The organism is Faecalicatena orotica (assembly GCF_905197545.1).
Classification (GTDB): Bacteria; Bacillota; Clostridia; order Lachnospirales; family Lachnospiraceae; genus Faecalicatena_A; species Faecalicatena_A orotica.
Window position 1 is genome coordinate 1 of record NZ_CAJJZH010000012.1, and the last position, 21,259, is coordinate 21,259.

Consider the following 21,259-nt stretch of genomic DNA (forward strand, 5'->3'; position numbering starts at 1 on the left):
TTTAAATTTATTTAAAAACTAACCCCAAATTAACCAAAAAATTTTTTATTTATTTTTTCTTAAATTTATAAACCCGTTCTCCATTGTTTTGCTCCCCTTTTGCGGACCGTTTTCAGACTTTTCAGACTTCGAATTATGTTGACAAATTGGAAATTTTTGAATAATATATATCTATATCAATACTGAAGCAAAGGCAATGAACGGAAAGAGTAACTGATTCGAAACTTTCAGAGAGAGGCTGTCACCGGCTGTAAGCAGTCTCAGGGGAAGGATTTGTGAAGTGCATCCGGGAGCTGATTCTGCAAAAGGGATTTCCAAGTAGCAGGATACGTAAGGCATACGTTACATGCGCTGAGTGAAAGAAGAGATTCTTTTAATAGAGTGGAACCGCGGATATGACTTCGTCTCTAATGCAGAGACGGGGTCTTTTTGTTTCTGTGGGCAACTTGCCGTGAAAGTCAAACATTCCAGGGAATGGAGGAATATGATATGGGAATGATATCTTATATAAAGAATGAGATTCAGGTAATACGGGAACGTGATCCTGCCATTAAATCTAATATGGAGGTCTTGCTTTACCCCAGTTTTAAAGTTATACTTAGATACAGAGTGGCCCATAAGCTGTATCTGAAGGGGCACTATTTCCTTGCCCGCTGGATATCCCAGAGGGCGGCACGCAAGACAGGGATTGAGATTCATCCGGGGGCGGAGATAGGGAAAGGGCTCTTTATTGACCACGGAAGCGGTGTGATCATCGGGGAGACTACGATTATCGGGGATAATGTTACTCTCTATCAGGGGGTAACACTCGGCGGTACAGGCAAGGAACAGGGAAAGAGACACCCGACGCTGAAGGATAATGTCATGGTAAGTGCGGGGGCGAAGATACTTGGGTCCTTTACCATCGGGGAGAATTCGAAGATCGGAGCAGGCTCTGTTGTGCTTGAGGAGGTTCCGCCGAACTGTACGGTTGTCGGTGTGCCGGGACGTGTTGTGAAGATGGGAGACCAGAAGGTGCCGCGGATTGATATGGATCAGGTTCACCTGCCTGACCCGGTACTAAATGACATCAGAGAGCTTCAGAATGATAATATCCGCCTGTACAGCCAGCTCAAAGAGATGGAGAAGCATATGAGGTGTATGATACAGCAGGATTGTGAGATAAAAGAGGAAAAGAAAGAGGAGAAGAACGATGAAAATTTATAATACAATGTCAAAGAAAAAAGAAGAATTTGTGCCTTTGGAAGAAGGCAGGGTCAGGATGTACGTGTGCGGCCCCACTGTGTATAACTTCATCCACATCGGGAATGCAAGGCCGATGATCGTATTTGATACGGTCAGAAGATACTTTGAGTATAAAGGGTATGATGTGAACTTCGTTTCCAACTTCACGGATGTGGACGACAAGATCATCAAAAAAGCAATTGAAGAGGGCGTGACGGCAGACGAGATTTCCAAGCGCTATATTGCGGAGTGTAAAAAGGATATGGAAGGCATGAACGTGAAGCCCGCGACGAAGAATCCGCTTGCAACAGAGGAAATCTGTGGTATGGTTGATATGATACAGACACTCATTGACAAGGGTTATGCATATGAAAAAAATGGTACGGTATATTTCCGTACAAGGAAGTTTGAGGGCTACGGCAAGCTGTCACATAAGAATCTGGATGACCTCCAGTCAGGCGGACGTTCTCTCTTAGTGTCAGGACAGGATGAAAAGGAAGACTCACTGGATTTCGTACTCTGGAAACCGAAAAAAGAAGGTGAACCGGCATGGGAGTCACCGTGGAGCGAGGGACGTCCCGGATGGCACATCGAGTGTTCTGAGATGTCTAAAAAATATCTGGGCGAACAGATCGATATTCATGCAGGAGGAGAAGACCTTGTGTTCCCCCACCATGAGAATGAGATCGCCCAGAGTGAGGCAGCCAATGGAAAAGATTTTGCAAAATACTGGATGCACAACGCATTCCTGAACATAGACAATAAGAAGATGTCCAAATCTCTTGGCAACTTCTTCACAGTCAGGGAAATCAGTGAAAAATATGACCTGCAGGTACTTCGGTTCTTTATGCTGGGAGCACATTACAGGACACCGCTGAACTTCAGTGCAGACCTGATGGCCGCCGCAAAGACAGGGCTTGACCGCATCATAACAGCAGCAGATAATCTTAAATTCCTCATTGGAAATGCAAAGGCAGAGAAGATGACAGAGGCTGAGAAACAAGCATTTGCAAAGACTTCAGAGTATGTAGATTCCTTCGAACGTGCGATGGACGATGACTTCAATACAGCCGATGCGATAGCATCCATCTTTGATTTGGTGAAATATTCCAACACAACGGCAAATGAAGACAGTTCTAAAGCATATTTGCAGGGGATACTGGACCTGATCCTGAAACTGACAGATGTGCTCGGAATCATTGTGGAGAAAGAGGAAGAACTGCTGGCGGAAGACATTGAGGCATTGATCGAAGAGCGTCAGGCGGCAAGAAAGGCAAAGAATTTTGCAAGAGCAGATGAGATCAGGGATGAACTGCTTGCAAAAGGAATTATTCTGGAAGATACACGAGAAGGAGTAAAATGGAAGAAAGCGTAAAATTTGAGTTTCACAATTATATAGAAAAAACGCTGGATTTACAAGAGGTGGATATTACAAGCTATTCACCTCTTGTTCTGGCGTTTATCGGAGACTGTGTCTATGATCTGGTTATCAAGACCATGATCATCAACAGAGGAAACAAGCAGGTGCATAAACTGCATGAAGAGACAAGCAGGTTTGTACAGGCATCCACACAGTCGCTGATGATGCGTTCGATGCAGGATCTGCTCACGGAAGAAGAACACGCGGTTTACAGGCGGGGGAGAAATGCAAAGTCCGTGTCACCCGCGAAAAACCAGTCCATCACGGACTACAGAAGGGCAACCGGGTTCGAGGCGCTCCTTGGCTATCTCTACATGAAAAAGGAATACAAAAGGCTGCTGGAGCTTGTAAAAGCCGGGCTTGACAGTCTGGATGAAGCGTATTTTGAACAAAAATAGAAAATGGAGAATAAGATGCAGGAAAATATAAAAAATGAACAGGAAAATACAGAGCATACTCTGGTAATAGAAGGAAGAAATGCAGTACTGGAGGCATTCCGCTCCGGAAAACCGATTGATAAGGTTTTCATCCTGGACGGCTGTCAGGACGGTCCGGTCAGAACAATTGTCAGGGAAGCAAAAAAGCATGATACTATTTTAAACTTTGTTGGAAAAGACAGACTTTCACAGCTTAGTGAAACCGGCAAACACCAAGGTGTGATAGCCTATGCGGCAGCCTACGAATATGCGGAGATTGATGACCTGTTTAAAAAGGCAGAGGAAAAGGGTGAAGATCCTTTTTTTATCCTGCTGGACAATATTGAAGACCCTCATAATCTGGGGGCAATCATCCGGACAGCAAATCTGGCGGGGGCGCATGGGGTTATCATACCGAAGCGCAGGGCTTCCGGCCTCACGGCGACGGTTGCAAAGACTTCAGCAGGTGCCCTGAACTACACACCGGTTGCCAAAGTGACAAACCTTGCAAAGACGATGGAAGAGCTCAAGGAGAGAGGTCTCTGGTTTGTATGTGCGGATATGGGCGGCGAGTCTATGTACCGGCTGAACCTGACAGGGCCGATCGGCCTTGTGATCGGAAATGAAGGCGAGGGTGTCGGACGTCTTGTGAAAGAAAAGTGTGATTTTGTAGCAAGTATTCCTATGAAGGGAGAAATAGATTCTCTGAATGCATCTGTAGCCGCAGGTGTGATGGCATACGAGATTGTCCGCCAGAGGATGAAGTAGGGGAAACGCTGATGAGCAAGTACGATGCAATACCAGACGAGCAGCTGATTGCAGACTTTAATAATGGTGAATCAGAAATCATGGATTATATCATGATGAAATATAAGTCAATGGTGCGTAAAAAGGCAAGGGCAATGTACCTGATCGGAGGGGAGAACGAAGATCTCATCCAGGAAGGAATGATTGGCCTTATTAAAGCCGTGCGCGACTACGATATTTCCCAGAGGGCATCCTTCGCAAGCTTTGCAGAGCTGTGCGTATCCAGACAGATGTACACAGCCATAGAGGCGTCGAAAAGAAAAAAGCATATTCCTCTGAATTCTTATGTCTCCCTCTATGAGGAGGGGGAAAGTACGGATGAAGAAAAAAAACTGCCGCTGATCGATACGATAGAGCCTGAGATAGAGAACAATCCAGAGGCGCTGTATTTCGGAAAAGAATTTACGGAAGCTTTTGTTGATGAATTGAAGCAGAATCTGAGTGCACTGGAGAACCATGTCCTGTATCTGCATCTTTTAGGGACGGATTATAAGACAATCGCAGAACTGCTCGGAAAAAGCCCGAAAGCAATTGATAATGCGCTGCAGCGGATCAGGAATAAGGCAGGGAAACTGTTGGAATAACAGAAAATAAATGTTTCATAATCCATATTGAACCAGTTATAACCGCAGGAGAGAATGATATGATACCATTCTCTCCTGCGGTTTTTGATTTTTTATAAAAAATAATAAATAAACAGTATATAACAGTTGACAACAGTTCTATACTGTTATATACTGTTTATGAACAAAGGAGGATTGCTATGAAGTTAATTATCAATAATTCTTCCATGCAGCCCATTTATGAACAGATTGGTATCCAGATCAGGACGAAGATTATGGAGGGTGAACTGTCGGAAGACACGATGCTCCCGTCTGTCCGTACATTGGCTAAGGATCTGAGGGTCAGTGCACTGACCGTTAAGAAAGCATATGATGCACTGGAGCAGGAGGGATTCATCGTAACCGTGCACGGCAAAGGCAGTTTCGTAGCCTGTGCCAATCAGGAGTTTATGCTGGAAGAGAAGAAGAAGGAAGTGGAAGCCGACCTTGAGATGGCCATCAGGAAGGGCAGAAGCTGTGGTATGAGCAATCAGGAGATTACAGAATTATTTCAAATCATTTTGGAGGATTAGTAATGATACTAAAATTAGAAAACGTAGAAAAACATTATGAACAATTTGATTTAAAATGTTCCCTCGAACTGCAGGATGGCTGTGTGACCGGGCTGATCGGGCAGAACGGGGCAGGGAAGAGTACTACATTTAAGGCTGTCCTTGGCCTGATCAGTATTGACGGGGGCAGGATTGAAGTTTTCGGGAAAGATGTAACAGAACTATCAAAAGAAGACAGGGAAAACATAGGTGTTGTCCTGTCGGGTTCCGGATTCAGCGGATATCTTACGGTTCATGATATCATACCGATTTTATCCAGTATGTATACATCCTTTCAGAAAGCAGATTTCCAAAAGAGATGCAGGAAGTTCAGCCTGCCGATGGACAAGAAAATTAAGGATTTTTCAACAGGCATGAAGGCGAAGCTGAAGGTACTCGTTGCCATGTCGCACGATGCGAAGCTCCTTATTCTGGACGAACCGACAGCGGGACTCGATGTCATCGCAAGAGATGAGCTGCTGGATATGATGAGGGAATATATGGAAGACGGTAACCGCTCAATACTGATCAGTTCCCATATTTCAAGCGATCTGGAAGGGCTGTGTGATGACCTTTACATGATCCATGACGGCAGTATTATTATGCATGAGGATACGGACCGGCTTCTTGGTGATTATGGTTTACTGAAGGTTACAGAAGCACAGTACGGCAAATTAGACAAACGTTACATCCTAAAAAGAAAAAGGGAAAATTTCGGATACAGCTGCCTGACAAACCAGAAACAGTATTATATAGAAAACTATCCGGGAATTGCGGTAGAAAAAGGTAATATCGATGAGGTAATCACAATGATGATAAGGGGGGAAAGTAAATGAAAGGATTATTAATAAAAGATTTGAAGCTGTTAAAAAACCAGATGAATTTCTTTCTCATAATTTGTGTGGTGGGTATGATGTTAATGATTACACAAAAGAATCCCATGATCATGGTCAGCTATTCCACTTTTCTATTCTCAATGTTTACGCTTAGCACGATCAGTTATGACGAATTCGATAATAGCAATGCCTTTTTATTTACATTACCGATAACCAGAAAACTGTATGTCATAGAAAAATATGTATTTGGCATACTGACAGCTCTGGGTGCATGGTTTGCATCGACCGTGATAGCAGCTGTATATACGGCGCTCAGGCAGCCTGGGACAAATCAGACAGAATGGATTATAACGGCGGCTATTATGTTGTGTCTGCCGGCTGTCTTTCTGGCCCTTACCATTCCGGTCCAGTTGAAGTTCGGCGCAGATAAGGGAAGGGCAGCCATGATTGGAGTCGTTGGGGGTATCTTTATACTATGTTTTGCTGCCTCATACGTGATGAAGTCAATGGGAATCAATATAGATGATATCTCAAACATCATCACAAATATGGGTGCCCGGGGGCTCGCATTCACAGTAGCTGCCATCTGCATTGCAGCCTGCGTGGTATCATATTTTATATCACTCAGGATTATGGAGAAAAAACAGTTTTAAAAACAGATTTGCTTTAGAGGGCATCTTGTAGTATAATACAAAAACAGACGACTTTTCAGAAAGGAATCTCTATAGTATGAAATTATACCCAAGACAAAAATTAAATGCAGGAATTGCCCTTATTTGTACGATTGCAATGTTGTGTCCGCCTGCTTTAGGACAGGCGAAAGAGTTTTCATCTGTTCAGGAGAAGGCCTCCAGCCTCCAGACAGAACTGGATGGAATCAACAAAGAACTGGCTTCTATCAGCGAAGAGATTGCTGACACGCAGATGCAGACAGAGATGATGTCAGCGGAAATTCTTCGTACAGAAGATTCTCTGCGTGCCGCACAGGAAGATGAGAACAAACAGTATGAAGATATGAAGGCACGGATAAAGTATATGTATGAGACCGGCGATGCCACACTCTTGGAATTACTTTTCTCTGCGGATAATATGGCAGACTTCCTGAATAAGGCAGAATTTGTGCAGAATGTCAGTGACTATGACAGAGAGATGCTGGACAAACTGACGGCGATCAGTGACGATATTGCTGCGAAAGAAAAGACACTGAAGGCACAGAAAAACGCACTGGGGGATTTAAAGACCCGGCTGGATAAGCGTCAGAAGGAGCTTGAAGCAAAGGCGAAAGAGACATCCACAGATCTGGAGGCTTTAAAGGTACAGATCCAGAATACGTCATCTAATGTGGTGATGAGTACGGACGGAAGAATCGTGCGGGGAACGGCCATGAAAGTATCGGCAGAAGAAGAGAAGCTGCTTGCCGCGATTATAGAATGTGAGGCGTATCAGGATTACAATTCACTCCTTGCCGTCGCAACCGTGATTATGAACCGTGTAAATGATTCCCGCTTCCCGAATACAATTGCAGAAGTCGTATATGCATCTAACCAGTTCGAACCGGTTACTTTAGGCAGCCTCGATGCAGTCCTGTCAAGAGGGCCGAGCAATTTATCCTGCCAGGTGGCAGAAGATGCCCTCGCAGGGGCGAAACTGGCTTCCGTAGCGGACTGCTACTTTTTCCTCTATGCAGGAGCCACTAGCAAAGGCGGCGTGAATGTTGGGAACAATGTTTTCTTCCAGAGTTGGTAGAATTTAAATCAAAGACCTCTAAAGCAGATTTGGCAGATGCCACAGCTGCATTGGAGGTCTTTTAAGAGGATGAATTGTCGTTACTGTTCACACCGTGCCGTGCACCCTGCTGCACGGCATCGGGCCAATAAAGTGATGGTCTCAGGGCATCTGCTTCTCGCCGAAGGCGACTTGAAATAAGCAGATGCCGTTACTGTGCACGCCCGCAGGGTGTGAACAGTAACGAATTGTCAATGGATTTATAATTTATTTGAAAAATCATATTGACAACTATACTCTTTTTAGTGTATATTAATACCGTTGCGTATGCATTACGTACAGGCTGTCGTGGCTCAGTCGGTAGAGCGTCGCCTTGGTAAGGCGGAGGTCGGCGGTTCGATTCCGCTCGACAGCTTAAAAAAGACTTTCAAGAGATATCAACTCTTGAAAGTCTTTTTTTAAAGTTATTGACGATTGTGTGATTAAAATACATATGCTATTATTAATTCATGGAGCAGCTGTGTACAAGGTGGAAGCCTCCCATACTTTATAGAAGAGGGGAGGTGGTGCGAATGAATACATATGAAGTCCTCAGCCTATTGTTTTTAGGTGGTTCATTTCTCATAGCACTGCTTTAGCATACTTCCATTGATTGTAAAGGGAGATTTTATTGAATCTAAACACTGTTTAAAGAACAAGAGGTTTTCTGACTATGCCGGTTTCATTAATTATACGCACAATATTTATATTTGTTATTGACTCAATTAGTTCACATCTCGTGTTATATCTGTTTCTGTTTGCGATTGCGGACTCCAGAATCCGTTGGAAGGCTGTGGGGCGGATGATGCTTATATCTGTCTCGCTGACGACGCTGGCGGCCTGGTTTTTGTATTATATGGTTTCCATTCATATTCTGTTGAGCTATGCATTATCGTCCCTGGTTACAATCGGCCTGAATGTAATTCTCATTACTGTCTATCTAAAGTGGCATCCTTTAAAATCATTGACTGCACTTGCTCTTGCGGCGGTCATGCAGGTCGGGACAGGGGCCATATTTGCGTCCATAATTTCGGGTGTATCTATCGCGGAGTCCGCGGGATTAGTAAAATACATATTCTGGATGGTTATAGTGTATCCGGCTGTTGTTTTTGCCATCTGCCTGCTTTTGACCCGGCTTCAGCTTGGACGGTATATGAGGTTTCTTTTGTCGGATGAGAAGAGTCTGGTTTTTACGGCGTCAGCCGCCTTGGTGCTGGAGATTTTTGTTGAACTGCTTTTTACGATGAAAGATGTGTTTCAGGCTAACTTTAATTTTACATATATATTGAGTATCCTGACATTCCTGCTTCTTATCCTATGCTTTTTTACCTATATATCTGCAAAGGGGGAGCGTGATTCAAAGATCAGGATGCAGGAAGCGATGCTGCTGGAGCAGAGACATTACATGGAGAATCTGGAAGCCATCCAAAAGGAGATGAGGGCATTCCGGCATGATTACAAGAATATACTTTCCGGTATGTCTGTCTATGCGGAGGAAGGAAATACGCAGGAAATCAAGAATGCACTCAGGAAGATGGAAGCAGATTTTGACTATAAAGTGGGAGAGAACATAAGGGAGGCGGGCCAGCTGGGCAATATTCAGATTCCGGAACTCAAGAGTCTTGTCCTCTCGAAACTCAGCCGTATGAAAGAGAAACAGATTGTCTGCAATCTGGAGGTGTTCCGTCCGGTTACCGAAGTTTCAATGGATGTTCTCGACCTGAACCGGTGTCTTGGAATCCTGCTGGATAATGCGATAGAAGCGGCGGATATCATGGAAGGCTCTTCGGTTGACCTGATTATCAGCAGGCAGGAAGATACGGTTACGATCATAGTCAGTAATCCGTGGAATAAGGAACTGGCCCTGCACAGTATCTGGAAGGAAGGGTACTCGACGAAAGGGGAAGGGCGGGGACTCGGGCTGCCGGGATACCAGAGGATTCTTGGGAAGTATGAAAATGTATTTCCTGTGACAAGCTGGAAGAATCATATATTCACGCAGGAGATAAAAATCATGAATAAGGGATAAAAGTAAACCACAACAGGAGATAAAATAATGCTGACAGTTTACATATGTGATGACGAAGAGAAAATGAGAAAGATACTAAGTGATGAGATCGCACGCCAGATTCTGATCGGGGGCCATGATATGCAGACTGTGCTATGCACAGGTGATCCGGAAGAGCTTCTGGATATGGCCAGACAAAAGCAGAAGAGAGGGATCTACTTTCTCGACGTGGACCTGAAGCAGAAACGAAGTGAACGGGATGGTTTCTGGCTGGGCAGGGAGATCCGCAAGTTTGATCCGAGAGGCTTTATTATTTATATTACTTCTTTCAGGGACCTTGCTTTCAAGACTTTCCAATACCATGTGGAAGCCCTGGATTATATCGTGAAAGATGACATCCTGAAAATGCTTCCGGCCATACGGGACTGTCTCCAGGTGATTGCGAAACGGATGCTGGAGGAGATGGATGCAGAGACTTCAGCGGCGCCGTATTTTACTGTAAAAATGGCAGATTCACTCAGACATATCCCGCTCGCTGAAATCATTTGCTTTGAGACTTCGCCAAGGACCCACAGGATCCTGCTTTATACGGAGAGTGAACGGTTAGATTTTATCGGGAAATTATCTGAGATAGAGGAACAGACCGGCAGTAATTTCATCAGATGCCACAGGGCATTCCTTGTGAACAGGGAGAAGATACGGTCTGTTGACCTGAAGAACAACGAGATTACGATGCAAAACGGACAGATATGCCTTGTATCGAGGTCCATGAAGCCGAAGCTGGCAGAAATCTGCAGGCTTTAGGGGGGAAAATACCTTTTGACCCCAACATCATACATAATAATGACAAAGAAACCCGAAATGCATTTCAGGCACTCTGTGATACATTCCGGGCATTTTTTATTCTAAGAGGGGCATTTTTGATATAGTTGGCTCATCAAGGAGAGAAAGGATGAGTGATATGGTACAGACAAACAGTCAGGAAATGATCACATTAAGCCACATATCAAAAAAATACCAGACGGAGTCGGCATTGAGGGATATCAGTTTCCGGGTCGGGGAAGGAGAAATACTTGGATTCTTAGGACCTTCCGGGGCAGGCAAGACGACAACAATTAAAATCCTGACAGGGCAGCTGAGGCAGACGTCCGGGGACGCTTATATTCTGGGCAGGAATACGAAGGAGATCGACAGCTCTATTTACGAGCAGATCGGTATCGTTACTGACAACAGCGGAATCTATGAGAATATGACGGTATATGATAATCTGAAATATTTTGCAAGAATCCTGAATGTGGATCAGGGGAGAATCGAAGAACTGCTAAAAAGGGCAGGGTTATGGGAGCATAGAAAAAAACAGGCAGGCAAACTATCCAAAGGGCAGACTCAGCGTCTGGTCCTGATGAGATCCGTGCTGCACCAGCCAAAGATTTTATTCCTCGATGAACCAACAAGCGGGCTGGACCCGTCTACGGCACAGGAGATCCACGGACTGCTCAAGGAGCAAAGAGACAGGGGGATGGCGATTTTCCTTACTACCCATAATATGGAAGAGGCGGCAAAGCTGTGTGACAGGGTTGCCCTGCTCAATGACGGAAATATCGTGGAGATAGGGACCCCCAGAGAAATATGCCTCAAATACAATACAAAGAAGCATTACCGTATTCTGCTGAAAAATCAGGAAGAATTTGTACTGGAGCATAGTGGAGAAAACATAAAAAAGATTGCGGCATATATGTCTGGCGGGGAGTTGGAAATCATTCATTCCTGCGAGCCCACTCTGGAGGATGTATTTCTGTCAGTAACAGGAAGGGAGCTGAGATAATGAAGATTTGTACAAGAAAATTAATGGCTGTGACAGAAATGAAGACGAAGGCGCTGTTTGATAAAAATGTCATTCTGATACCGGTTATGGTTCTGGGAATCACGGTCATCATGAAACTGGTTTACGCAGCGATGCTGGATGGAAAAGAAATTCCGTCCATGCTTCTTGGCGTGATTCTGAATCTGGGACTGACGATGAATATTACGATGACCGGCACGGTTGTGACGAGCACACTTCTGGCACAGGAGAAGGAAAAACATACATTGAGGACGCTGATGACATCCTCGGTCAGCGGGGTTGAGTTCTTTCTGGGAAGCATGATCCCGTCGCTGGCCGAAATCATGCTTGTGAATATTATACTGATTCCGCTCAGCGGAATATCCTTTGCTGACATCAATCTGGGAATGTATATATTTGCAACGCTGCTGGCCAGCCTGACAAGCTGCATCCTCGGCATGCTGGTCGGAATCTTTGCCCGCAGCCAGATGAGCGCGGGAACCCTGACAACGCCGTTGATCCTTGTCTTCATGCTGGTTCCAACGTTTGCATCCATCGTCCCGTCCATACAGAAGGTATCCAGATTCCTGTACACAGGGGTAATCGCTGAAATGGCATCGGCGTATGCGTCAGGAAAGGCATTCCACATGAGTCCACTGCATATGATTGTTCTGGCCGGTGAAATCCTGCTTGCCTTCCTCCTGTTCCTGCTCTGCTATAAAAAGAACGGCTATGAGAAAGAATAAAGCAGACCAGTCCTATAATTGATCGGAATCAAGCACGATTGTAAAGGGTCCGTCATTTACAAGGCTGACCTTCATGTCTGCTCCGAATCTTCCGGTCTGTACAACAGGTACGGATGTACGGCATTTCTCAATGATATATTCATAAAGTGCGTTTGCTTTGTCCGGTTTACCGGCTTCGATGAAGCTTGGCCGGTTTCCTTTCCGGCAGTTTGCGTAAAGCGTGAACTGGGATATGAGCAGGAGACTGCCGTCTACATCCGCAAGGGAAAGGTTTGTCTTACCGTCTGCATCCTCAAAGATGCGCAGACCGGTCATCTTGCGGAACATTTTATCCGCCGTCTCCTCGGTATCGCTGTCCGATACGCCTATCAGGACAACCAGTCCCTTTTCTATACTTCCGATTACTTCATGGTCTACCGTCACGGAAGCCTCCGTGACTCTTTGTATGACAAATTTCATATGAACCTCCTGAATGAAAAATCCTTTGTATCTTCAATTTTAGATACAGACTTTATTTTAAACTTATGGTAGAATAAAGTCTAGAAGGAAATGGAAAAAAATGAAATTTCCGGGGAATTTAAGAGAGGTTTGGGGTGATTGTACGAATGAAAAAGACAACGATTATGACAGAAGGCAGCATCTGGAAGAAGCTGTTATTTTTTGCTGTCCCGCTTATTCTGGGGAATTTGTTCCAACAGCTGTACAATACAGTGGATTCAATTATTGTGGGGAATTATATCGGGAGTGAGGCGCTGGCTGCCGTGGGGGCGAGCAGTTCTGTTGTAAATCTCCTGATCGGGTTCTGTATTGGCGCTTCGGCCGGGGCGGGAGTTGTGATCTCACAGTTTTTTGGTGCCAGAGATAAAGAGGGCGTCAGAAAGGCCGTCCATACGACGGTTGCACTGTCGATTGCGGCAGGAATCGTTATGACGATAGCCGGTGTGCTTCTGACACCGCTGATTCTGCGTGCGATGGGGACTCCGGCAGAGGTGTTTTCACAGGCAGTGACCTATTTGCAGGTATTTTTCGGAGGAATTGTGTTCTCGGTTATCTATAACATGGCGGCGGGAATCCTGAATGCAGTTGGAAATTCTAAACGATCTTTAGTTTACCTGCTGATTGCGGCGTGTTCGAATATTGTTCTGGATTTGTTGTTTGTAGTAGTGCTCAAAATGGGAATTATCGGGGCTGCACTGGCAACAGATATCAGCCAGCTTCTTTCCTGTATCTTCATCCTCCGTTTCCTGATGCGGACAGATGAAATATATAAACTGCGGTTCCGGGAGATTCGTTTTTATGACCACCTGCTCGGGAAAATCTTGAGAATCGGCCTGCCGACGGGTGTCCAGAATATTGTAATCTCACTTTCTAATGTCATTGTACAGTCCACGGTTAACAGCTTTGGGGCTGTAGTGATGGCCGGGTTTGCCGCGTATATTAAGATTGACGGCTTTAACCTGCTGCCGGTACTGAGCATCAGCATGGCGGCGACAACATTCACGGGACAGAACATCGGAGCCGGGAAGCTGGACCGTGTGAAGAAATGTATGATTACATCCGTGGCAATGGGCATAGTCTATACAGTCGCGACCGGAATCCTGCTGCTGGCCTTTGCACCGCAGGTAATCGGAGTATTTACGAAGAATAGGGAGGTCGTGGAGTGCGGCGTCTATATTATGAGGTTCTTCTGCCCGTTCTACTGGATGCTTGCAGTTCTGCAGATCCTGTCCGGCACCATCCGGGGAGCCGGCAAGACGATGGAGACGATGTTCGTTTTCCTGATTTCACTGTGCCTGTACCGCATCGCATGGATCTGGGGCGCGATGTCAGTAAAGCACAGTCTGGATCTGCTTATGATGGTATATCCGACTTCATGGCTCGTGGGTGCCATTCTAATCCTGCTATATGGATGGAAAGGAAAATGGATGCCGAAAATACCCAAAAGAGATTGAGCATAAAGCCCCCCTATTGCTCAAAATCTCCTTTTAATATCATATTACTGTAATTCACGGTTCTGCCTGAACTGTCCTTCCAGCTAATAACAGCCGGATAACTGGTATTTACAGGATTCAAAAGCTGATTTGCCGCATATTCTGCCGGGAGCAGCTGACCGGACAGCTTTTGGATTTCTCCGGCGTCTCCGGTATCAAGTATCAGACTGCGTGAAGCGGTTTTTTTACCGAGAGCACTTGTTTTTTCGCTCTTTTCAAATAACTGGACCCGGGTGAGCGGGTAGTCCCTGACCGTTTTACGGGCCGGGATTCCGGCTGATTCCAGATAGTCAAGTGTGGCCGTAAAACAAGGATAAAGCGGGGCCTCTTCGCCGTAATCGGAGGTTCCATAAACGAGTGAGAGGGTTCCGAGCGGCAAGTCTTTTTTTATATCACTGATTCTTAAACCGGTCAGATCTGAGGTGAGCAGCTTCAGCAGATGTTCATTTTCCTCCCCGTTCAAATCAAGATGATAGCTTTCTATTCCATTGGACCATACATACTGCCTGATTCCGGGTGATTTATGGCTGATGGCAGAGAAAGCTCCTTTTTTGTAAGCACTGCTTTCGTAAATGGAATGGAAAGCCTCGAGTTCTTCTTCGCCAGAAACCGGATATTTTCGGTAAATCGTCCTGCTGTCCGACATGTGATATGCGACCGCGGCGTAAGTAAGCGGTTCCGGTACATGTGCTGCGGCAGTACGGACATCCTCAAGCCACGACAGAAAGACTTCTTTATCGCTGCCCTTAAGCTGCATGGCCGAAAGCTGTGCGTCTGCCCGGGAGCCTTCAAAATCAGCGCCGTTTTTCCCTGTAAAGGACGGATCATCCAGACCGCGGATAAATACCGCCGCAGACTGCACCTCACTGGCGGAAGGGGTATAATCATCATATCCCCAGAGATCGGAGACGAAACTTCCGGCTATGATCAGGCAGAAGATACTAATCATGGCGAAGTGGAGTTTCCCTGAGAGGATTCCCCGAATATCAAATTGAAAGAGGATTTCCAGAATGCCATTTATCGTAAAGGCACCGAACAGGATCCCGGTCACCAACAGTACGAAAGAGCGGCTGCCCACAGAGCACAGCATGATGTAATAACCGATGATGAGTGCGGCAGGGACGGCGAGTATGAATTTCAGGACAATCTTTGTCTTCTTAAATGCCAGTGCATGGCCGGCGGCTTCTGCCGGCCGTTTCTGAAAGAGCAGGAAGATAAGTACAAAGGTGACGGCAATGATGATCAGAACGGCGGCCATTTCTGGCAGACGGGATGCAAGCAGCCACCCTTCTATATCCTCCTCGCGGCCGGTCCCGGCGAGTGTGCTGTACAACTGGTATGGTGAGGCACAGACGGTCAGGAAGTTCATGAGGTCAGCCCGGTAATAGGTATCAAAAAATGCACTGCTGTATTTTCCGATGACGAGGCCGAAGGCAATTGTCCCGTAGAAGAACAAAAGGATCGTCCCGCCCGCTGCAATGAGCAAATGTCCGGTCAGCAGAATCACTGCAAGTACCAGGTGGAAGATCATCAGAAAGCCGAGGGTATTCAGAAGAATTCCCATCCATGTCACATACAGTGCATCTCCGGAGCGGCTTCCTTCCAGTATGTAACAGACCAGACGCGCAAAGACCATCGGCACGACGGCAATCATTATGGAACTGAAATATCCGGCAAAAAAGAGTCTGCTGCGTTTCACTGGCAGGCTGAAATAAAAGTCGGTTTTTTCTTCCGAAAACAGATAACCGAATCCCTGAAAGGCGCTAAGGACGGCCAATATGATTGTGACAAGAAAGACAGTTCTGCTGCCGGGCCCTAATTTATCATCCCCGATGAACAGGGCTTTTCCCGACTGGGCCAGTGTAAAATCTATAATATAGGTCAGATAAAGATATATGGACAACAGGGCGAGCCAGACACGCCGTTTCATAGTCTCCTTGAAGAGTTTAGGAAAAGAGCAGTTTGATATCATACCCGATCGCCTCCGTTTCATTGATGAATATTTCTTCCAGTGTCAGCGGGAGAAATGCATACCGTTCCGGCTGAAATTGTTCTATGAATGAAGTGATTTCCCCGCGGCTGCCCCTAAGGAGGAGTGTGGTGAGGAAACCTTCCTGTTTGACAGAGACAAGGTCTGCCTGATCCAGAAGCCGGGAAAGCTGTTCTTCTTTCAGGATACATTGTAGTTTCTGCGTTTTATACTGCATGGAATGAATATCTCTGGACAGCAGTACACCACCTTTGTGCAGGATGCCGATTTGGTCACAGAAATCTTCCAGTTCCTTCAGATTATGTGAGGCAATGACCGGAGTCAGAGGGCGCCGCTTCATTTCTGATTTGATCAGGGCCGTCACAGACTGCCGGATGACAGGGTCGAGACCGTCAAATACTTCGTCACAGAAGATGTAAGGTGTTTCTGCACATATAGAGGCAAAGACGGCAATCTGTTTTTTCATGCCTTTTGAAAACGTGCGTATCTTGCGAAACCTGTCAAAATCAAAATCATCCAGAAGGTCCAGATAGCGCCCTAAGCAAAATGATGGGTAAAGGCCCCTGTAAAAACGCCCCATAGCTTCAGGGGACGCATTGGGGAAAAAATACTGCTTGTCAGATAAATAGAAACAGTTTTCTTTCACACGGGGATTGTCCCAGATATGTATACCGTCAATCAGGATCGTGCCTCCGTCTGGTTTTAAGATACCTGACAGCATGCGGAGCAGAGTGCTCTTCCCGGCACCGTTTGTCCCGAGAAGGCCGAACACCTGACCCTCTGGTATTTCGAGGGAAACGTGGTTCACTGCCGTGATGTCCTGAAAAGTTTTCGTTAAGTCGTTGATTTCTATCATATTCATTCTCCTCTCCGGGTCATTGTAACATAAATTCCCGGAGAGGAAAAGGAGGGCACTGTCAGACCGGGGATACAAACAGGGCGAGATCGGGAGGGTAGTACGTGAAGATCAGAAAACTTACTCCGAGCACGAGTACACAGATAAAATAATAGAATGTGTGTGTTCTGCGTTTATCTGCCAGAACGCACCGGCAGCGTACATACAGCCCGGCCGCTGCACTGATGATAAAGGTGAGGATATCAAGTGGGAGATTATGAGTGCCCAGAATCCCGGTATACGTATAGAAAATGACAGGAATAAGCAGTGTCCCGGCCAGAATACCAGCCAGATCGGCCTTAAGCAGGCGGGGATAGGATTTATAGAGAAAGATATATTCCACAAGAAAAAAGAGAAGCATTGGGAAATACGCAAGCTTCATATGTTCCCATGTGGATTCGCTGACAGGGGCAAACAGGCCGAGGACGAAGTTCTGTCCGGACCATTCATATACAAAGTGCATAAGGCAGCCGGCGGAACTGACAAAAAGTATTCCCGCCAGTGAACAGAGACACAGTTTTTTATGTTTCCGGTAAAAATGTTTCATAACAGCCTCCAGATGGATTGTTTTTCCAGATAGTATATACATAATACACATAATCTATACATAGCATCTTTTGGGCAATCAACGTATAGTCGAATAATGTTGTAATTTGTCGAATTAGAACATGATTCATATGAGATTGTGATACAATTAACTATATCAAAATATGTGGTGCGATACAGGCAGAGCAGAGGAGGGTATTATGAATAGCCTGAAACGGGAGGACCTTGAACCATTAAGAAAGCACCTGAAAGATTTATCAGAATTCATCTGCAGTTCTTATATCGGGGAAGTCCCATATTTTTTCAGATTTATTGAGAATATGTATAATAATCTGGAAATATGTGTCCTGGTTCAATATGAAGGCTGGGAAAGGATAGAATCTCTTTTAATCAGAGACTGGTCTGCTGCAAATCAGACATTGATCGGGATTCCAGATTTTGACATCGCACAGGATGATCCGGAAGTAAAGGAAGTTTTGGTATGCCGCTTCATTGAACTTATTTCTGGTGTGGAGAATTACCTTAAGCGGTGAGAATGGAAAAGAAAAACTGCTCATAAAGGGACAATCTGTCATACGGTCTGCCAAAAGCAAGGCAGAGCGCCGGGCAGGTTGTTTTTTCATTACTTTGCATAAATTATCATATAAAATGAAACTATTCAGAAGGGTGCACCGTCTAATGATTGTAAGCAGCCGGCATTACAGGAGGGAAGGAGGGATTTATTTTGAAATACCTCGTTAAAAAAGCACAAAAACGTGACGACCAGGCTTTTGTTGAACTGATGGAGCTTCATAAACAAGATATGTATAAGGTGGCCAGAAGTTATCTGCGTTCCCCGGAGGACATTGCAGATGCCATTCAGGATACGATTATCACATGCTATGAAAAAATTGACGGCCTGAAAGAGCCGAAATATTTTAAGACATGGCTGATACGCATACTGATCAATAAGTGTAAGGATATCATAAGGGCCGGGAAACATGAGTCTCTGCTCGAAGCATTTCCGGAGCAGGAGGAGGTATGTATGGCATTTCAAAATTGTGAATTCGAGGAGCTTATGAACCAGCTGGAAGAGAAATACCGGATCATACTGCTTCTATATTATGCGGAGGGATTTAAGATCAGGGAGATTGCCCAGATTCTTGAGTTGGAAGAGAACACAGTAAAAACAAGGCTCGTCAGGGGACGGAAGCAATTTGAGAAAGTCTACAGACTGGAACCAGCGGTTTCAAGGAGGTAATGAGCATGAAAAAAGAATATTCCAAGAAAGAAATAAAAAGAATCTTAACGAGTGAAGCAGAGATCCCCGGGAATGTGAATAGAGGGATCGCAAATGCTTACAGTGAAATCGGGATGGATACAAAAGTTACGATGAGATATGCAAAGAAGCACCGCGTACTGACTGCCGTGGCTGCCGTAGCGGCACTCGTTGCGGGGCTGTCGATTGTGACCGTGGCTGCGAATAAGTTCTTATCGGCAAACCTCGTGGATAAGGAAGAGGATAAGGTCGGATACAACCTTCAGGTGGACAGGGAAAAGGAGGCGCATGAGATAAAAGTCGAAGCTACCTATATGCCGGAAGGGTATGAATTTGCCAAAGACGGACCTTATGCCGGGAAATGGCGTAATGAGGCTACAGACAAGAGTATGCTGGTCGAGGGCTTCAATGCGGCAGATCTGGACCGGATGGAGCGAATAAACGGTAACGCTTTTATGGACTATCCCCGGGATGAGCACATGAAGAATCTGGAAATCAGTGGAATGAAGGCGGATGTATTTGTCAGTGACGGTTTTTATACAGACAGTGATGATACAGCGAAAAATATTTATCTGTTTAACGAGGAGTTTGGTTATGGTATCTGGATATCATGCAACGATAACCTGCCCGCCGAAGAGCTGATAAAAGTGGCTGAAGGATTGAAAGTAACGGTGCTGGATTCTGTAGTTCCATATGCAACAGATGAAGAAATTGAGAAAGATAAGGGCGGTTCGCCGGACTGGGAGGCCTACTATCAGGCCGGTGTTTCCAAGGATGCCATTTATGGGATCGGTGATGAGGTAAAGAACCCGCTATATGACCCGGATGATGCAGAGTCGGCAAAGTTTGAAGAAGACATGCGTTTTACTGTTGAAGATGTCCAGATTAAGGATGCCGTTTCACTGGATGAATATCCGGCTGAAAATTATCCTGATTATGACGCGGCTGCCCAGTGGATAAACCCGGACGGAACCCTGAAGCCTCATGACAGATACAGACTCAGCAGTGAGGGAAAGATTGATGAGGAGTCTCTGGAACAGAATATAGCGTCAAAGTTTGTTGTGGTAAAGATGAAGGCAAAGAACTGCAGCAGGGAAAAGGGAAGGATGAATGAGGAAATGGGGATTCCGATGGCACCGGACCTGACAAATCTGGTTCCGAGAGACGATGGAAATTATTCTTATGCTCCGGATTTTTATTATTCGGCCAATGAGGATTATCATTTACAGTGGGGTTCAGCTAATGGCAGCAGTTTCCCTGTATATTTTGACGGGATGACACATACAGAAGGGATAGAACGGCAGAAATCGGCATATTTCAGGACAGTGGAGCCGGGCGAAGAACTGGAATACACATTGATTTATGTTGTGGATGAGGATCATCTCGACAATTTGTACCTCTGGTTCTACTCTGGATCCGGCTCAACAAATGACTCCATTCTACAGCCTTATGTTAAGATTAATTAAAAGGAGGTAAGATCATCTTCTGCATGCTGAAATAAAAAGGTTGGATTTGCTGCTTCAGATGTTGTTTACACAGACTGAAAAATCTCATATAATAGTAAGGGGCGGGGAATCATCCCGTCCCTTTACTATGACAGAACCAGGAGTCAAAGCGATTGCGCAGGCAGGAGCAAAGACTGACATATGGCAGAGATGCAGGAGGTAGGAACATGCCGTCATTTTTGAAAGATATCACACCATTTTACGGAACAGGGGAACGGAATCAGGATGGTCAGAGTCTGGAGGAGTTTCTGGATGATTATAATCCTTATAGATACAAGACGCCGAGTTGTACGACCGATGCTGCCGTCTTTAGCTGCAGCGGGGAATTGAAGCCTTCTTTAGAGGGATTAAAGGTCCTGCTCGTTAAGCGGAGCAATCACCCGACGATCGGATTCTGGGCTCTGCCGGGAGGATTCATCGATCTGGATGAGAATCTGGACGATACGGCGAGACGGGAACTTCAGGAAGAGACCGGTGTTGAGAATCTGGTTATGGAACAGATCGGTGCATACGGGGATTATGACAGAGATCCGAGGGCGCGTGTCATTACAACAGCTTATATGGCGCTTGTAGATGAGAAGAATGTGCGCGTGAAAGCGGGGGATGATGCGGCTGATGCAGTCTGGTGCAGTGTCTCTATGGATTGTGTGGAAGAATCTGTGGATGAAGATACTATAAGAAGAATCTATAAGCTGCATTTTCTGAATGAGGAAAAGAATCTGGACACCAGCGCGGAGATCCTGCATGTCTGTCACAAGGGACTGATCAGGGAAGAAAAGTTTACGGCCCGAGAGCGGGGGATGATTGCAGGGGACCATGCGGCGATTATTGCGCAGGCCATGACCATATTAAAAGGAAGGCTGAATGACTGATTTTAA

23 protein-coding genes, 1 tRNA gene and 1 other annotated feature are annotated in these 21,259 nt (G+C 45.6%); of the genes, 20 read left to right on the forward strand and 4 right to left on the reverse strand.

Features of this window, described 5'->3' with window-relative positions; translation table 11 throughout:
* Nucleotides 1–187 precede the first annotated feature (187 nt).
* Nucleotides 188–412, forward strand: a binding site (T-box leader).
* Nucleotides 413–489: 77 nt separating this feature from the next.
* The 15 genes from epsC to ABIN22_RS20275 all read left to right on the forward strand — a co-directional run bounded on the left by epsC (nt 490) and on the right by ABIN22_RS20275 (nt 12,196).
* Nucleotides 490–1,206 (forward strand): serine O-acetyltransferase EpsC, encoded by a 717-nt coding sequence (gene epsC / locus ABIN22_RS20205; protein ID WP_109733200.1) that lies wholly within the window; start codon nt 490–492, stop codon nt 1,204–1,206.
* Nucleotides 1,193–2,599: a cysteine--tRNA ligase gene (cysS, locus tag ABIN22_RS20210; RefSeq protein WP_109733201.1), complete on the forward strand. Its 1,407-nt coding sequence runs from the start codon at nt 1,193–1,195 to the stop codon at nt 2,597–2,599. Before epsC ends, cysS begins: the two co-directional genes overlap by 14 nt.
* Nucleotides 2,584–3,042, forward strand: coding sequence for a Mini-ribonuclease 3 (locus tag ABIN22_RS20215; protein ID WP_346910791.1), 459 nt, complete (start codon nt 2,584–2,586; stop codon nt 3,040–3,042). Before cysS ends, ABIN22_RS20215 begins: the two co-directional genes overlap by 16 nt.
* A 3-nt stretch (nt 3,043–3,045) precedes the next feature.
* Nucleotides 3,046–3,828, forward strand: a complete 783-nt coding sequence (gene rlmB / locus ABIN22_RS20220) for a 23S rRNA (guanosine(2251)-2'-O)-methyltransferase RlmB (protein WP_416388291.1) — start codon at nt 3,046–3,048, stop codon at nt 3,826–3,828.
* Nucleotides 3,829–3,839: 11 nt separating this feature from the next.
* A complete protein-coding gene (locus ABIN22_RS20225; protein WP_118620329.1) occupies nt 3,840–4,451 on the forward strand; it encodes a sigma-70 family RNA polymerase sigma factor in 612 nt (203 codons plus the stop codon).
* 179 nt (nt 4,452–4,630) lie between these two features.
* On the forward strand, nt 4,631–5,002 hold the full coding sequence (locus ABIN22_RS20230) for a GntR family transcriptional regulator (RefSeq protein WP_109733205.1): 372 nt from the start codon (nt 4,631–4,633) through the stop codon (nt 5,000–5,002).
* A gap of 5 nt (nt 5,003–5,007) precedes the next feature.
* Nucleotides 5,008–5,856 carry an ATP-binding cassette domain-containing protein gene (locus ABIN22_RS20235; protein ID WP_118620391.1) on the forward strand — a complete coding sequence of 283 codons (849 nt, stop codon included), beginning with the start codon at nt 5,008–5,010 and terminating at the stop codon, nt 5,854–5,856.
* Nucleotides 5,853–6,509 (forward strand): ABC-2 transporter permease, encoded by a 657-nt coding sequence (locus tag ABIN22_RS20240; RefSeq protein ID WP_109733206.1) that lies wholly within the window; start codon nt 5,853–5,855, stop codon nt 6,507–6,509. The genes ABIN22_RS20235 and ABIN22_RS20240 overlap by 4 nt, the downstream gene beginning before the upstream one ends.
* A 76-nt stretch (nt 6,510–6,585) precedes the next feature.
* Entirely contained in the window at nt 6,586–7,602 is a 1,017-nt protein-coding gene (locus tag ABIN22_RS20245) for a cell wall hydrolase (RefSeq protein ID WP_118620331.1), read from the forward strand.
* Between the two features lie 321 nt (nt 7,603–7,923).
* Nucleotides 7,924–7,996, forward strand: a tRNA-Thr gene (locus ABIN22_RS20250).
* Between the two features lie 157 nt (nt 7,997–8,153).
* Nucleotides 8,154–8,219, forward strand: a complete 66-nt coding sequence (locus ABIN22_RS20255) for a putative holin-like toxin (protein WP_346910919.1) — start codon at nt 8,154–8,156, stop codon at nt 8,217–8,219.
* Between the two features lie 74 nt (nt 8,220–8,293).
* Nucleotides 8,294–9,649 (forward strand): sensor histidine kinase, encoded by a 1,356-nt coding sequence (locus ABIN22_RS20260; protein WP_346910794.1) that lies wholly within the window; start codon nt 8,294–8,296, stop codon nt 9,647–9,649.
* A 27-nt stretch (nt 9,650–9,676) separates the two neighbouring features.
* Nucleotides 9,677–10,432, forward strand: a complete 756-nt coding sequence (locus ABIN22_RS20265; protein WP_346910796.1) for a LytR/AlgR family response regulator transcription factor — start codon at nt 9,677–9,679, stop codon at nt 10,430–10,432.
* A gap of 148 nt (nt 10,433–10,580) precedes the next feature.
* Nucleotides 10,581–11,453, forward strand: coding sequence for an ABC transporter ATP-binding protein (locus ABIN22_RS20270; protein WP_346910798.1), 873 nt, complete (start codon nt 10,581–10,583; stop codon nt 11,451–11,453).
* The gene (locus tag ABIN22_RS20275) at nt 11,453–12,196 is read left to right on the forward strand and encodes an ABC transporter permease (RefSeq protein WP_346910800.1); all 744 of its coding nucleotides are present in this window, start codon (nt 11,453–11,455) and stop codon (nt 12,194–12,196) included. The genes ABIN22_RS20270 and ABIN22_RS20275 overlap by 1 nt, the downstream gene beginning before the upstream one ends.
* Nucleotides 12,197–12,208: 12 nt before the next feature.
* Here the strand turns inward: ABIN22_RS20275 and dtd are convergent, their stop codons facing one another.
* Nucleotides 12,209–12,655: a D-aminoacyl-tRNA deacylase gene (dtd, locus tag ABIN22_RS20280; protein ID WP_109730556.1), complete on the reverse strand. Its 447-nt coding sequence runs from the start codon at nt 12,653–12,655 to the stop codon at nt 12,209–12,211.
* Nucleotides 12,656–12,801: 146 nt separating this feature from the next.
* On the opposite strand from dtd, the gene ABIN22_RS20285 reads away from it, so the two are divergent.
* Entirely contained in the window at nt 12,802–14,148 is a 1,347-nt protein-coding gene (locus ABIN22_RS20285) for an MATE family efflux transporter (RefSeq protein ID WP_346910802.1), read from the forward strand.
* Nucleotides 14,149–14,161: 13 nt separating this feature from the next.
* Here the strand turns inward: ABIN22_RS20285 and ABIN22_RS20290 are convergent, their stop codons facing one another.
* The 3 genes from ABIN22_RS20290 to ABIN22_RS20300 form a co-directional block, all read right to left on the reverse strand.
* Nucleotides 14,162–16,117, reverse strand: coding sequence for a DUF6449 domain-containing protein (locus tag ABIN22_RS20290; RefSeq protein WP_346910804.1), 1,956 nt, complete (start codon nt 16,115–16,117; stop codon nt 14,162–14,164).
* 16 nt (nt 16,118–16,133) lie between these two features.
* Nucleotides 16,134–17,033 (reverse strand): ABC transporter ATP-binding protein, encoded by a 900-nt coding sequence (locus ABIN22_RS20295; RefSeq protein ID WP_118620337.1) that lies wholly within the window; start codon nt 17,031–17,033, stop codon nt 16,134–16,136.
* Between the two features lie 61 nt (nt 17,034–17,094).
* The gene (locus ABIN22_RS20300; RefSeq protein WP_118620338.1) at nt 17,095–17,619 is read right to left on the reverse strand and encodes a DUF6512 family protein; all 525 of its coding nucleotides are present in this window, start codon (nt 17,617–17,619) and stop codon (nt 17,095–17,097) included.
* A gap of 199 nt (nt 17,620–17,818) precedes the next feature.
* Between ABIN22_RS20300 and ABIN22_RS20305 the strand changes: the two genes are divergently transcribed.
* The 4 genes from ABIN22_RS20305 to ABIN22_RS20320 all read left to right on the forward strand — a co-directional run bounded on the left by ABIN22_RS20305 (nt 17,819) and on the right by ABIN22_RS20320 (nt 21,253).
* Nucleotides 17,819–18,151 carry a hypothetical protein gene (locus ABIN22_RS20305; protein WP_109730551.1) on the forward strand — a complete coding sequence of 111 codons (333 nt, stop codon included), beginning with the start codon at nt 17,819–17,821 and terminating at the stop codon, nt 18,149–18,151.
* A gap of 191 nt (nt 18,152–18,342) precedes the next feature.
* A complete protein-coding gene (locus tag ABIN22_RS20310; protein WP_109730550.1) occupies nt 18,343–18,858 on the forward strand; it encodes an RNA polymerase sigma factor in 516 nt (171 codons plus the stop codon).
* A 5-nt stretch (nt 18,859–18,863) separates the two neighbouring features.
* The gene (locus ABIN22_RS20315; protein WP_346910807.1) at nt 18,864–20,342 is read left to right on the forward strand and encodes a DUF4367 domain-containing protein; all 1,479 of its coding nucleotides are present in this window, start codon (nt 18,864–18,866) and stop codon (nt 20,340–20,342) included.
* A gap of 206 nt (nt 20,343–20,548) precedes the next feature.
* Nucleotides 20,549–21,253: an NUDIX domain-containing protein gene (locus tag ABIN22_RS20320; protein ID WP_118620340.1), complete on the forward strand. Its 705-nt coding sequence runs from the start codon at nt 20,549–20,551 to the stop codon at nt 21,251–21,253.
* The last annotated feature ends 6 nt before the right edge of the window (nt 21,254–21,259 follow it).